Source organism: Pantoea sp. Sc1, assembly GCF_000255315.1.
GTDB lineage: Bacteria > Pseudomonadota > Gammaproteobacteria > Enterobacterales > Enterobacteriaceae > Pantoea > Pantoea anthophila.
In genome coordinates this window covers 980,859-994,842 of sequence record NZ_AJFP01000001.1, presented here as the reverse complement: position 1 = coordinate 994,842, position 13,984 = coordinate 980,859, and the positions used below count along the sequence as shown (strand labels likewise).

The window sequence follows — 13,984 nt, the reverse complement described above, 5'->3', positions numbered from 1 at the left end:
CCGTCTGAAAAGTCCGGCTTTTTCCCGGTCAGGATTATTTAAAATCCGCGTAAGGGGTCAGCGGCTGTGGCGGCATATCCAGGTCCCCTTCCCAGCCACCGGCAGCATAGCGCACATAAAGCAGACCATGACTCGGGGTGTAATCCTTCGCCTGCTGGATATCCACACCGGCACCGATAAACCAGTTCGACGTCAGCCGTCGCTCAATCACTGCCTGCAGCGTATAGCCGGTACCGCCGCCGGAACTGCTGGCAGAAGAGGGGTTACTGGCAAGGGTATAGCCCGGATTAACCGGATAGCGCTGCTGGGCATGGGTTTGTGAATGGGACCAGGAGACAGAGCCGCCCAGATCAAACGACCAGTTCTCCGTCCGCTGCCGCCAGGTGACCGGCACGGAAAAAGAGAGATACTGCTGCGGGCTGTAGTAGCCGCCCTGGCCGAAGGTGTAATCGCTGAGATCCTTCTGATAGTGCCAGAGCATGCTGTTCAGCCCGACGGTCGCCCGGCGGTTGTCGCTGTTGATGAGCTTATAGTAATAGCCGCCCATCAGGCGCTCGCGGCTGTTATCGGCGACATTTTTGCCGGTGATCTGATGCGCACTGATGTCGCCCCAGACGCCATGCGCGCCGCCCTGATCGTAACTCAGTCCGATGCTGCCGCCGGTGGCCACCACGCCGCCCCAGCTTTTGCCGCCGCTGGCTGCGGGATCGCGCGTCCCGGCATAGGAGAGCAGCGAACTGGCGATCGGCCTGCGTGAGGCCGTCAGTGTGACGCCGAGCTGTTTCACATCAGTTTTCCAGCTCAGGCCGCCGGTCCAGTTCGTGACTTCAAAACCCAGCGGCGTGGTTCCGAGGTCAGCGGACCAGGTCGCGTTATGCCAGCCCGCGGCCAGCGCTGTCCCGCTATCGCGCTGGCGGTTGTCACGATTACAGCCGCCAGAATTGGCATCGTCGCAGCTGCCAAACAGGGCGTCGATGCTGCCGTTCCGGGTGGCAAAGGTGCCTGCGGAGACATCGACCCGATCAAGACGGAAAAAGCCCCGGCCATCGGCAAACGGATGTTCCGCCTGCAGCATGGTGGTGTGCGCCGTAAAATCGGAGATGCCGCCGGTGCCGCTGTTGCGTGAATAGTCCTGCTGCACCGTGAGCGTGGTCTGCTGCTGACGGTAGAGATCGGCCGTGTCGCTGCGCAGGCTGCGCTTCAGCCAGTCATCCTGGGGATCGTTGCGGGTTGCGCGGCTGATATTGCCACGGCTCCCGATGCCGCTGGCCGTCATCGCCTGACGATAGTCTGCCAGTGCCTGTTCAGGCTGCTGCTGCGCCCCTTCCAGCCGTGCCGCGTCACGATAGACCAGCGCTTTATCCTGCGAAGGGGGCAGCGAGGCGGCACGCTGTTTCAGATCGGTCAACAGCGCCGCGGCCCGCGTGGTTTCGCCGACCGCCTGCCACGCCAGCGCCGCGCGGCGATCCGCATTCAGCGTGCTCTGCTGCGGCGGCAGCGTCTCCAGCGACTGACGGGCTTCGCCGTTGCGCTGCAGCGCCACCAGCGCCTCAATCCGTCCCAGCGCCGCATCGCGGTTGTCCGCCTGGCGCGACAGCACCTGCTGATACCCCTGCAGCGCCTGCTGCGCGTCCCCCCGCGCCAGCGCCCAGTCGGCCAGGGTCAGATCGCGGCGGCTGGAATCCGGCTGCTGCCGAAGCAGCGCGATTGCGGCAGGCTCATCGCCCGCCTCGCGCAGGGCATCGGCCTCGGCAAAGCGCTGATCCTGCGTCAGGCGGTCAGCCAGCTGGCGCATATCGCTGCTCCATTGTGCTTCCGGCAGACTATGCAGCGTGGCGCTGGCCTCAGCGGCGTTATCGTTGCCCGAGAACCAGAGGGCGGCGGCGTAGAGCGCGGTGCTATCCTGCGGGTGCTGCTGCGCTACGCCGCGCATCACCGCCTCCGCCTGCTGCGCACGACCGCTGTTACGCAGCGCACCCGCCAGCCGGTAGCTGAGCCAGACGTCATCCGGCGTCAGCGCCAGTGCCTGGCGATAGCGATCGGTGGCCTGGGGCCAGCGCGCCTGCTGCGCCAGCGCATCGGCCTCCGCACGCAGGCTGTCGCTGCGCAGCGTGCGAATCGTGTCGGCCAGTGCGCGCTGCTGGTCGGCGGGCAGCGTATCGATAAACGCCATCTCGCGGGCGGGCGATACCGTCCGGTAAAGCCCTGCCAGCCGCCGCACCGCGGTGATATTGGTGCCATCCAGCCGGCGCGCTTTTTGCCAGAACCGTTCAGCGCCGGGGGCATCGTTGCGCGCCATCGCCACATCACCCAGACCAATCAGGGCGTAGCTGTCACTGCTGTCATAGGCTTGCGCCGCGCGGTAGGCCTTTTCAGCCCCGTCGATATCGTGCTGCGCCAGCGCTTTATCGCCCTGCTCTATTGCCAGCCAGTAATGACTGGTCTGCAGCAGCGACTGCCATTTGCCTATCAGCGTGCTCTGCTGACCCGCCTGAATCGCGCGCTCCAGCCAGCGAATGGCCACCTCACGATGGCCCGCGCGGGCCTGAATCTGCCCCATTGCGCCCATCAGTTCGGCATCACCGGGATTGCTCTTCAGCGCCCGTTCAAGGGCGCGCATGGCGCTGTCATCGTTACCGGCATCGACCCGCGCCAGCGCCTGCATCCGGTCACGATAGGCGGGATCGGCCAGCTGGCTCTGCTGCTTCGATAACGCGTCCACACCCTGTTGATGAGGCTCGCCGTCGGTAAATACCGCCAGATAGGCCTTCAGCTGCGCCACGCTGCTGTCGCTGACCGGCTGGTCAGTGATCTGCTGCAGCCAGAGGTCGGCGGCGGCCTCACGCCCGCCGCCGCGCTCCGCCAGCCGCTTCAGCTGTGTAATTGCCTGCTCCGGCTGCTGACGCGCAAAGGCCATGCGGGCGATCTGTAATCCGACCCCGACGTTGCCAGGATAGCGCTGCTCCAGCACCTGAAGCTGTTGCCAGGCCAGATCCTCCTGGCCGGGAAGGCGCGCCACCAGCCGCCAGTACTCCAGGGCAATGTTAGGATCGGGGAAGACGCCGTTAAACAGGGCATCGTAGGCGCTTTTCGCCTCAGCCAGTCGTCCTGAGGTGGCAAGCAGCCGCGCCTGCTGCAGTTGCTGCCGTCCGTCAGACGACATCATGCGCAGGCCGGCGGCAGATTCCCGCGCCGCAGCGGAGTCGGGCGCCAGCCGGTTGAGCTGATCCAGCAGGGTCTGTGCAGTGGTGAGATCGCCCTGATGCAGCGCCAGTCGCAGACGCGCCGCCAGCACCTGGGGATTCTCCGGGTCAATCTTCTCCAGCCGGTAGAGCGACTGCTGCACCAGCTCATACTTGTTGGTCGATTCGCCGATGCGCACCTGGGTCAGCAGCCAGTCAACCGGTGAAACCTGCGGACCGGCGACAGGCGCAGCCTGCCCCGGCAGCGCACCCAGCAGGCCGATCAGTACACCTGCCCGCAGCAGAAGCGACTTATTCATCTTCATCATCAAGCAGACGGCGGCGCGAGATAAGACGCATCAGACGCCAGACCAGCATGGCAAACAGCACCACGACACCCACCGAGCAGAGCGCCAGCCAGAAAGGATGGGTAGCCAGCGCGGCCCAGAGCCGCTCCCACCAGGGGAGGTGGCCCACATAGTAGGTCTCGCCGACACGCAGACTGTTCACACCCGACTCACGGACAATTGCCGTAGAGCCTGAGATGGCCGCACGTTTGCCGCTGTCAGCCAGCGCCTCATCGAGCAGCTGCCAGCTGCGCGGACTGCCATCGGCGAGCAGCGCAACCACACTGCGCTGATCGTAGAACGGCGACTGGAAACCAATCACGGTCGCCAGCGGACCCCGGGAGCCGATGGCGGTGGTGCTTTCTGCGCTGCGTTCCGCCTCGCTGAGAGTCTGAGCCGGCAAAGATGCCCGTCGCGCCGGGGTTTTCAGCCAGCTGGCGGTGGCGTCAACCAGCGCGCTGATCCGGCGGTCGTCCTGAAGATCTTTGGGGATGTCGCCGATCAGCAGCAGATCCGCGTCCTGCTTCTGCGCCGTGCGCCAGTCGTCGGTAAGCTGCACGCGCAGCGCCGGATACCCGGTCTGCGCGCCGATATTGCCCACCGCATTCAGCAGGGTAGCGACCTGCTGCGCATCAGGATCCGGCTGAACCAGCACCAGCGTCTGGGAGAGATCGGCGTAGCGACTGAACGGGAAGCCGGCATTCGCCCAGGTCTGCAGCGACGGCATTTCGATGTAGTGGCGATAACCGGAGAAGTCGATGCTGGAGTTGTCGTCCACCACCACATGATTGCTCACCGGGGTGACGGTTTCGCAGCGTCCGTCCGCCGTGCCGCCCATAAAGGTGGTGGCATAGTCGAAATCGAAACGCAGCTGATTCATCACGCCCAGACGGAGCGCCGGGATTTTCAGCTCATGACTCTTGTCTGTCGTTCCCTGCAGCAGGGGAAGGTGCAGCAGCTGCTGTCCGGCCGTGTTTTTCGGCTGCAGCGGGTAGTCCTGAATGAACTGATTGTTCAGGTTGACCGCCAGCCTGGAGCCGTCCGGCTGGGTGGGCGAGGTGTAACGATAGTTCAGATCCATATCGATACCGCGCGCCCGCACCAGGAAGAGATCGGGTGGCAGATTCAGCGTCAGGCTGATCGGATTAGGCTGCAGACCGTCAGACTGCAACTGATTTTCATATTGCGTCAGCTCGGCAAAAGTCGTGCGGCGATCGGTGCGTACCCAGTTTGGCGCATCATAAGGCTGGCGCGGGGCCAGCAGCGTGACGCGGTCAATGGTGGAGGTATCGCCCCGCAGCAGTAACTCGCCCTGCGCAATGCCCTGCACGGCCGTCAGCAGGTCGTCGTCGTTGCGGCCCAGAATCAGCAGCATTTTCTCATAGGGATTGTCAGGCTGACTGACGATCTCTACGGTCGGTTTGCTCACCGGCGGCAGATCTTTCAGGAATGCCGGGCGCGCATCGTTGGTGGCAAACACCACCGCGTGCTGTTGCTGCGGCAGCTGATTGTAGAGGACCGGGAAGCGCTGGCCGCGCCAGGCGGCTTTGCTGCCAAACCAGGAGGCGAGAATGGCGGCGGCCCGCTGCTGCGCGACATCGGGCTGGGCGGCAAACACCATCGGCAGGGTCAGCGGCCGCGTGTCGCGCGCATCAAAGAAAGGCTCCGGGAAGTGTGACAGGTCGTTTTTCAGCGGCAGCTTTTGCAGCGTCAGATCCAGGCTGCTGGCTTTACCGATATCGAGCCAGATGGTGCTGTTGGCCGGGTTTTCACAGATGTTGGCGTAGTGACCGACCAGCTCAAAGCGGACGCGGTTAAAATCGGCGATAAACCGGGGGTCCAGCGCCAGCTGCGTCTGATTCTCTTTGCCAATCTGCTCCGGCGTCAGGGTAATCAGGCTCACCAGTTCATCGTTGAGATAGATCTTCAGCTGCGACAGGGTCGGCAGCAGCGCAGGCGATGGCCGATAGCTGAGGTTCAGCATAGCACTCGTGACGACTTCATCGCTGCGCACCCCAAACTCAATCTGCCCGGTGGTGCGCGTTCCGCGCAGCGTCATGCTGCCTGGCGGCGGTGCCAGCTTAGCAAAGCTCAGCTGGCTGTTTCGCAGCGGCGCAGCCGACGGCTGCGGCACGGCCTGCTGCGCCGTCTCTCCGGCCGCGCTGACCGGTGCATTTTCCTCTGCTGCAGCGCAGCTTAATGTTGCGGAACCCAGCAACAGCGCAGCGACCCACCTGTTTATTCTCGTTGTCGTCATATCATCAACTCAATGCAGATTTTTTGAGGCGGGCACGCGTCCGATGCCTTGCGGCAACAGCGAAGCCAGCCAGCTTACCCCAGCGGTAAGCAGGTTAAACAACCGACGTAACTGCGGCGGACCATATTCCGCCAGGCGCAGATAACCTTTGAAGCCGAGGATCATGATATCGGTGAGGCTCTGCACCGGTTTATCTTCCGGGAAACCGTCCTGCCACAACGCCCAGGTATCGGCACGGGCGAAGGTACACTGGATAAAATCGATGTGCTGCCGGGTGGTCAGGGACTCAAGACGAACGCCCGCCCGACGGCCAAAGACGCGCTGCACCGTGCAGGGGAAGCTGAACTCCTGCTGACCGCGACGCAGCAGCAGCCAGACCTTTTCATCCTCCCGCAACGCATCCGGCTCGCGCAGCTCCAGACCCACCCCGCCATCGGAGTAGTCCCGCAACGTACAGGGCAGCATGTGGCCGTTTTCGCGCGCAATGGCGGCAGGCATCGCAATCTCCACGCGATGGGCCTCGCGGATCTGCCGGGCTTCAACCGAGACCGCCACCGCGCCCCCCAGAATCACCATGTTGTAGATGACCCACACCAGGCTGACCCACACCGTTAACACTTCGTTGGCCGGGCCGTGCTGCATGCGCCAGAACGCCATCCCTACCCCCGCCAGGTTAAGCAACACCAGCAGCATATAAGGCCGGGTGATGACCCAGTCCAGATGCCGCTTCTCCACCAGCCCGCCTTTGGCGGTGACGTTAAACTTGCCTTTGTGGGGATTGATCAGCGCAACGGTCGTGGGCAGGGCGATATACCACGCCAGCACCGTTTCGTAGACTTCACTCCAGAACGAGTGCCGCCAGCGCCCCTGAATACGCGAGTTGGTCAGGCTGGTGTGCAGCATGTGGGGCAGCACATAGACCGCGATCGCCAGCGCGGGCGCGTAGATGATGTAGGCGTGGCAGAGCAGAAACGCCAGCGGAGCCAGCAGGAAGATCAGCCGCGGAATGCCGGAGAGAAAGTGCAGCATGGCGTTGGCATAACAGAGTCGCTGCACCCACTTAAGCCCTTTACCGAACAGGGGGTTATCCAGACGGAAGATCTGCACCATGCCGCGTGCCCAGCGGATTCGCTGTCCGATATGCGCCGACAGGCTCTCGGTCGCCAGTCCGGCGGCCTGAGGAATACGGATATAGGCCGAGGTGTAACCCAGCCGGTGCAGGCGCAGCGAGGTATGCGCATCTTCCGTTACGGTTTCGACCGCGATGCCGCCAATCTCCTCCAGCGCGGTGCGGCGCAGAATGGCGCACGAGCCGCAGAAGAAGGTCGCATCCCAGGTATCGTTGCCATCCTGAACCAGGCCGTAAAAGAGTGATCCCTCATTCGGCGTGCGGCGAAAACGGCCCAGATTGCGCTCAAACGGATCGGGCGAAAAGAAGTGGTGCGGCGTCTGCAGCATGGCCAGCCGGGGATCTTTGATAAACCAGCCCATGGTCATCTGCAAAAAGGCGCGCGTCGGCACATGGTCGCAGTCAAAGATCGACACGAAGTCGCTGCGGCAGTGCTTTTTCAGCGCATGATTGATGTTGCCCGCTTTGGCGTGTTCATTCGAGGGACGCACCACATAGTTAACGCCAATGCTGGCGGCGAACGCGCGAAACTCGGGCCGGTTGCCATCATCCAGCAGATAGATGTTAAGCCGATCTTTCGGCCAGTCGATACCCAGCGCGGCGTAAAGCGTCGGCCTGACCACGCTGAGCGGTTCGTTATAGGTCGGAACCAGCAGATCCACCGACGGCCACAGCGCACGATCGGCAGGCATCGAAACCGGCTGACGGTTGAGCGGCCATAGCGTCTGGAAATAGCCCAGCACCAGCACCACCCAGGCATAGGTTTCGGCGGCGATCAGCAGCAGACCCAGCACCAGGCTGAGCGGGTCATCCCAGTTGAGTGTCGAGGTGTAACGCCACCAGAGATAGCGGCAGGATACGGTCAGCGACAGGACGATCAGCATCATGGTCGGTAAGCGGCCCGGCACGCGCCGCACCACCATCGCCAGACTCCAGAGCAGCAACACAAAGATAAACTGCGTCAGCAGGTCAAAGGGCTGGCTGATACAGAGCAGCGCCAGTACCGACGCGATCACGCCCATCCCGGCCAGGAGAGCGTAACGCAGCAGGGGCGGCAGTCTCTTCAGCCGTTTTTCCGCCCGCGCGCCCAGCCCCTGCGCCTCTGCCTGCCTGCCACGCCTGTCGAGCCAGCGATAGACCCGCTGCCGCCAGCCAGCCAGCGTGGCGAAGCCGTTCACGCGGCGGCGGCCATCACCCGGCAGGATAAACACCAGCCAGAGCGTCTGGATCAGATAGCGCACAGGATCAAGCGGCTGCGGGCGTTCGGGCGAAATATGCGGATAGAGGCGGCGGCGCTGCTGAATAATCTGCTGCCAGCCCGGTGCCTCCAGCCGCAACAGCGTCACCGCCAGCCCGCACCAGAAGAGATGCAGCGCGCTGGCGAAGCGGGATGCTCCGTTGTTCCGGGCGGTGCTGTAGCGACGCTGCAACGCCAGCCAGGCGGGTCGGGTCAGCAGCCAGCGCAGCGGGTTCATACGCGATCGCCTTTCAGATGAAGCAGCAGCCAGTTCGCCAGGGTGGTGAGCTCTTCGCTGACCAGCGCGTGGGGCCGGTATTCTCCGACTGGCTGCTTCATCATCAGCGCTTCTGACAGCGCTTCATCCCGGTGGATCAGCAGCGGGATCAGCGGATTCAGCGACGCCATCCAGAGCTGATGCAGATCCTGCTGCAGGCGGCTGTTGGCGTTGAACTGGTTGATCAGAAAACGGGTCGCCGCAGGAAAGCGTTGCTGACTCAGGCGCAAATGGCAGTTCGCATCGGGCGTAATGACGCCGAGCAGGCCATCCAGCTGCGCATAGAGCGCTGTATGCCACGGCGCGCTTTCGGCGGGAAGATCAAAAATTATCCAGCCGTAGCGCCCCCGCAGCGCCGGTAACGCCGCCAGCAGCGGGGCAGCAATCGTGCTGTCCTGAACCGCAGCGGAGGCGGAAGCGGAGAGCTGACCATAGGGGAGCAGATCCGGCCCCTGCGGATAGCGTCGGGCGCTCTGCAGCCAGTCGCCGCCGTGACACAGCGCCTGCATCCAGCCCTGCTCCGCCTGCACCGGCAGATTAAAATGCATGCCGAGCTGGCTGACCGGCGAGCCGTCAATCAGCAGAACCTGTTCACCCAGTGCCGACAGCGCCCAGCCGAGGCCCGCGCAGAGAGAGGAGGTGCCGACACCGCCCCGGATGCCCTGAAGTGCCATCAGCGCCATCAGCGATGCGGCTCCGGCTGTGCGGCAACGGTTTCGGTTAATAATGGCCAGCGCGATACGATCTCTGCCAGCCGTTCTTCGCGTGCAATATCGATATAACGGAACGCGTGCAGAGAAAAGGCGTCACGCAGTGCGCTGATATCATCCTGAGGTCCACCCTCAACGGCGACCGGCGTATAAACATTCGGGTTTGTCATTATTTTTCGCCACGAATAAACAGTGTCGGATTGAGGACAGTGGCCTCTTCGCCTTTTTTCTGAAAAGGGGTTTCCAGAATAAGGACGCTATCAGAAAAGCGTAATTGGCCTGTCGCAGTAATTTTTAATTCGTCAGGTTACAACCTGTGCTGACTATAATAAACTAGCCTGGGCTGGAACAATATCGAATTCATTATGAAAAATTCTTTTTCACTGGGGCTGCGACAGGTTCAGCCTGAAGTCATAACGTTGCAAAATCCCGGTTTTTATTGGGTCACCTGCGCACGTCAGCAGGATATGCGTGCCTTTATTCGACAGGTTATTTCCCAGCAGCATGCCGCCACGCTCATCAGCGCCGGGCTGCCGCCCCGCGAGCTGCTGACGCCCGACCTGACGGGCGGCCCCGACCGTATCCCGCTCTTTTCTCTGCCGGCAAATAAAAAAAGTCTGCTGCAGCTGGAAAGGGATTTATCCCGCACGCTCAGTCATAAAAGTGGGCTGGTGATCTTCAGCAGCAGTACGGCGCAATGGGATAAATTAAACGAAGCGGAGTTGCGTGACTGGATAACACGCATGCGCAGAATGTTGCGCAAACGAAATATTACACTTCTCATCGTCACCACCGGTATTACTCTTTTTAATCAGACCAGCTCGCTTCAGCGTTATTATCGTCAGATAGACGGACTGGCTTATTTAACCGTTGAGCAGGATAGCTGGCTGTATCAAATAAGCTGGTGGTATACCGGCGAAAGACTGTTTGCCGATCGTACGCTTCGTCTGGGCTATGAAGATGCGCATTTCTTTGCGTTAAAAGAAACGCAGGAACCGCTGAGCCTGAATGACGAGCAACACTATCTGGCCGATAAAAGCGTGCTTGAAGGCGCGCCGCCGCTTTCCCGCCAGTGGCAGCTGTTTGACGATAATCAGCAGGTCTGGTTGCAGGCGCAGCAGGCCCATGCGGCCACCGTGATCTTCAGCCTGAATCACAGTGAACAGATCGGTGAACTGGCAAAAATGGTGCACAGCCTGCGCCGCGCGCGCGGCAACGGGCTGAAAATTGTGGTGCGTGAGATGGGCGTCAGCCTGCGTTACAGCGATGAGCGCCTGCTGCAGGCCTGCGGCGTGAACACCATTGTGCCCACCACGGCAGCGATGTCGCGCTTTCTCACCATGCTTGAAGGGATTCAGGGACAGCGGTTCAGTCGTCGCGTGCCCGCCAGCCTGGATGCGCTGATCGCCTCCCTGCAGCCGCTGCATGAAAAAGGTTATCTGCGCCTGGATGCGTTCTGTGAGGCGGTCAGCCAGTTAATCAGCAACACTTTGCTGCCGGAAAATGATAAAGGCCTGCTGGTCGCCCTGCGCCCGGTGCCGCAGCTCACCCCTCAGCAGGTTCTGACGCTCTGCAAACCGCGCCGCTTTGGCGATCTGGTCACGGTGCTGGAGGATCGGGTGATTCTGTTCCTCTCCTCCTGCCGCTACAACGACCTGGATAAAGCGCTGAAATTTATCTTTTCACTGCCGCACGATGAGCTGTTTGCCAACCGGATTATCTGGTTTGAGGACAACCAGATCCTCGCCGAGATCGGCAACATTAAAAAAATGACGCCGATGGCGCTGCAGGTGCTGACGCCGGTTTCCGATTCGGTGCGCCCCGCGGAGATCCCGCCAGTGGCCGCGCCGGAGCGCCCGGTTCCGCAGCCCATTACATTACTGCCGGAGAGAGAGTCCTGATGAACCTGATGGATTGGGTGCAGATTGCGCTGCTGCTGCTGTTCATTTTGCTGATCGCCAGACCCGTGTGGCAGCAGTGGCTGCCGCGCCGCTGGAACGGTCTGCTGAATCGCCTGTTACCTGCACGTGCGCTGAAGTCTGAGGGGCACTGGCAGCGTCAATCTTCAAAAACGGATGCCAACATTAATGAAAAATGATCAACCCGCTGCAGCCCACGCTTCCCGTTTGTGGTCCTGCTGGCGCGGCCTGGGCGGCTGGAATTTCTATTTCTTAGTGAAGTTTGCCCTGCTGTGGTACGGCTATCTTAATTTTCACGCCCTGAGCAATCTGGTGTTTCTCGCCTGGCTCCTCTTTCCGTTGCCGTCGCTGCGCCTGCATCGCCTCCGTCACTGGATCTCCCTACCCATCGGGATCGGGCTGTTCTGGCATGACACCTGGCTGCCCGGGCTCAGCAGCCTGCTCAGCCAGGGCGACCAGCTGGCGGGCTTCTCCGCCGCTTACCTGCTCGATCTGGCTGACCGTTTTATTAACTGGCAGATGTTAGGTGCGCTGTTTGTGCTGCTGGTGATCTACCTGTTTATTTCGCCCTGGCTCCGCATCACCGTGCTGGTGTCGCTGATGATGATCTGGCTCAACGTGCTGACTATCGCCGGCCCGGCGATGTCGCTGCTACCCACGCGCGCCGCCACGCCGCAGGTGGTTCTGAATCAGACGCCCGCCGCCGCCAGCCAGCCCGCGGCGGCACCGGAGGGGCTCGATCAGTCGGCTGCCCCCACCAGCGCCAGCCTGACCGCCTGGCTCAGCCGCTTTTATGAGAGTGAACGCAAGCGCGTCACCCACTTCCCTGACAGTCTGCCAGCCGATTCGCAGCCGTTCGACATTCTGGTGATCAATATCTGTTCGCTCGCCTGGTCTGATATGGATGCGTCCCAGCTGCGTAATCACCCGCTGTGGCAGCACTTCGACATCATGCTGACCAACTTCAACTCGGCCACCAGCTACAGCGGCCCGGCGGGGATTCGCCTGCTGCGTGCCAGCTGCGGTCAGACCTCGCACAGTGACCTTTATAAGCCCACCGATTCACGCTGCTATCTGTTCGATAATCTGGCGAAACTGGGCTTTAAAGAGCAGCTGATGATGGATCATACCGGTGTGTTCGGTAACTATCTCAAGGAGTTACGCGAGTCAGGCGATATTCAGGCTCCGCTGATGTCCCAGGCGGGTATTGCGCCGGAACTGACCTCGTTCGACGGCTCGCCGGTGCTTAACGATGCCCAGGTGATGCAGCGCTGGCTGGATGATCGCAGCAAGAGCAGCGATGCCCGCAGCGCCACCTTCTACAATCTGATCCCGCTGCACGACGGCACGCGCGACCTGGGCAGCACGAAAACGGCCCCGTGGAAGCCGCGCGCTCAGCTGCTGTTTGACCAGATCGACGCCTTCCTGACGCAGCTGGAGAAATCGGGCCGCCGGGTGATGGTTCTGGTGGTGCCGGAGCATGGTGCCGCGCTGCAGGGCGATAAAATGCAGATGTCCGGCCTGCGCGATATCCCCAGCCCCGACATCACGCACGTGCCGGTGGGAATTAAGTTTGTCGGCATGAAGGCACCGCATCAGGGGCAGCCCCTGAATATCGATGCACCAACCAGCCTGCTGGCTGTCTCAGAGCTTGTCTCGCGCGTGGTCGATGGTCAGGTGTTTAATGCGCCGAATGTGAACATGTCGGTGCTGACGGACAAGCTGCCGCAGACGCCTGTCGTGTCGGAGAATGATGGTGCGGTGGTGATGATGTATCAGGGCAAACCCTGGATCCGGCTTAACGGCGGCGACTGGGTCGCCTACCCGCAGTAGCGCAGCGATGAAGGGGGTTCAGGCGCGTCGGCGCGCCTGAACCGGAATGAACCCGCTGCTATCCGCAACAGGGCGCTGAGCAATCAGCGCTTCTCCTGAAAGGCCTGCCAGGTCAGTAACTGCAGGCTGGCCGAAAAGTAGTTCTGATCTGCCGCCAGCGTATCGCTCAGATAACCCGTCTCATTCAGCGTCAGGTCACGAACTGCCAGCAGACCGCCCTCAAGATGGTAAGGGGCCGGGGTATTCGCCAGCACGTCAAACCAGGCTGGCGTCAGCATCCGGCTGTAACCCTGCCAGACGCGCTGAAACGGCACCAGCGCCAGACTGTGCGGGTCATACCACCAGATATTCAGCGGCACGCGAATGGCGTCGTAGCTGAAGCGGCTGGAATAGCCGACGGCCGGGGCAACCGATCCGTCAGCATTCAGCGCCACCCAGTCCAGCGGCAGGCCGGTTTTCCCAAAGCTCAGCTTACCCAGCAGATCGAAACCGTCATTGATCAGCTTATCCCAGACCTGGAGATGGCTGCGCTCGCCAAACTCATGCCAGGCCTGAAACAGGAAGTAGGAGGGGTTCAGCACCACAAAGCTGCCTTTGTTAAAGCCCTGCGCCCCGGGCAACAGCACGGTGTGCCCGCCAAAATTCGCCACATCCAGCCGGATGATGGCACGCTGGATACGGTCAGAGGCCTGCTGATAGCTCTCTGCCTGCCACTTCTGCGCGGCACGCTGCAGCGCCCAGGCGAGCAACACATCACCATCCGAGGCGTTGTTTTTGTCGGCAACCGGGTTGTCACTGCCCGGCACATAGCGCCAGTAGAACAGCTCGGTCTGCGGATTACGCAACTGGGTGCGCGTCCACTGCCACAGCCGATCAAAGGTGGCGCGGTCATCGTTAGCGACTGCCAGCAACATGCCATACCCCTGACCTTCGGTGTGACTGACATTGTTATTGGCGGTGTCGATGATCCGCCCTTCAGGGGTGACAAAACGGCTTTTAAAAGTGTCCCAGCCGCTGGCACTGGCCTGCGCGCTGCAGGCCAGAAGTAACACTGAGCAGATCCAGCCCAGCCAGAATGGCTTACGTTTCATAG

Annotated in this window: 9 protein-coding genes; 3 read left to right on the top strand and 6 right to left on the bottom strand. The window is 61.7% G+C overall.

Features of this window, described 5'->3' with window-relative positions; genetic code table 11:
- Window positions 1-34: 34 nt before the first annotated feature.
- The 5 genes from bcsC to bcsR are packed head-to-tail and all read right to left on the bottom strand — an operon-like array spanning window position 35 to window position 9,309.
- Window positions 35-3,502 (bottom strand): cellulose synthase complex outer membrane protein BcsC, encoded by a 3,468-nt coding sequence (gene bcsC, locus S7A_RS04690; RefSeq protein WP_009088397.1) that lies wholly within the window; start codon window positions 3,500-3,502, stop codon window positions 35-37.
- Window positions 3,495-5,786 (bottom strand): cellulose biosynthesis cyclic di-GMP-binding regulatory protein BcsB, encoded by a 2,292-nt coding sequence (gene bcsB, locus S7A_RS04685; RefSeq protein ID WP_033736125.1) that lies wholly within the window; start codon window positions 5,784-5,786, stop codon window positions 3,495-3,497. The genes bcsC and bcsB overlap by 8 nt, the downstream gene beginning before the upstream one ends.
- A gap of 9 nt (window positions 5,787-5,795) precedes the next feature.
- Entirely contained in the window at window positions 5,796-8,390 is a 2,595-nt protein-coding gene (gene bcsA / locus S7A_RS04680) for a UDP-forming cellulose synthase catalytic subunit (protein WP_009088393.1), read from the bottom strand.
- Window positions 8,387-9,112 (bottom strand): cellulose biosynthesis protein BcsQ, encoded by a 726-nt coding sequence (gene bcsQ, locus S7A_RS04675; RefSeq protein WP_009088392.1) that lies wholly within the window; start codon window positions 9,110-9,112, stop codon window positions 8,387-8,389. The genes bcsA and bcsQ overlap by 4 nt, the downstream gene beginning before the upstream one ends.
- A complete protein-coding gene (gene bcsR / locus S7A_RS04670; protein ID WP_009088390.1) occupies window positions 9,112-9,309 on the bottom strand; it encodes a cellulose biosynthesis protein BcsR in 198 nt (65 codons plus the stop codon). The genes bcsQ and bcsR overlap by 1 nt, the downstream gene beginning before the upstream one ends.
- Window positions 9,310-9,504: 195 nt before the next feature.
- Between bcsR and bcsE the strand changes: the two genes are divergently transcribed.
- The 3 genes from bcsE to bcsG are packed head-to-tail and all read left to right on the top strand — an operon-like array spanning window position 9,505 to window position 12,891.
- The gene (gene bcsE / locus S7A_RS04665) at window positions 9,505-11,040 is read left to right on the top strand and encodes a cellulose biosynthesis protein BcsE (protein ID WP_009088388.1); all 1,536 of its coding nucleotides are present in this window, start codon (window positions 9,505-9,507) and stop codon (window positions 11,038-11,040) included.
- Window positions 11,040-11,237, top strand: coding sequence for a cellulose biosynthesis protein BcsF (locus S7A_RS04660; RefSeq protein ID WP_009088386.1), 198 nt, complete (start codon window positions 11,040-11,042; stop codon window positions 11,235-11,237). Before bcsE ends, S7A_RS04660 begins: the two co-directional genes overlap by 1 nt.
- Window positions 11,227-12,891: a cellulose biosynthesis protein BcsG gene (gene bcsG / locus S7A_RS04655; protein ID WP_009088384.1), complete on the top strand. Its 1,665-nt coding sequence runs from the start codon at window positions 11,227-11,229 to the stop codon at window positions 12,889-12,891. Before S7A_RS04660 ends, bcsG begins: the two co-directional genes overlap by 11 nt.
- Window positions 12,892-12,974: 83 nt before the next feature.
- Here bcsG and S7A_RS04650 read toward each other — a convergent pair whose 3' ends face one another.
- Window positions 12,975-13,982 carry a glycosyl hydrolase family 8 gene (locus tag S7A_RS04650; protein ID WP_009088382.1) on the bottom strand — a complete coding sequence of 336 codons (1,008 nt, stop codon included), beginning with the start codon at window positions 13,980-13,982 and terminating at the stop codon, window positions 12,975-12,977.
- Window positions 13,983-13,984: the final 2 nt, after the last annotated feature.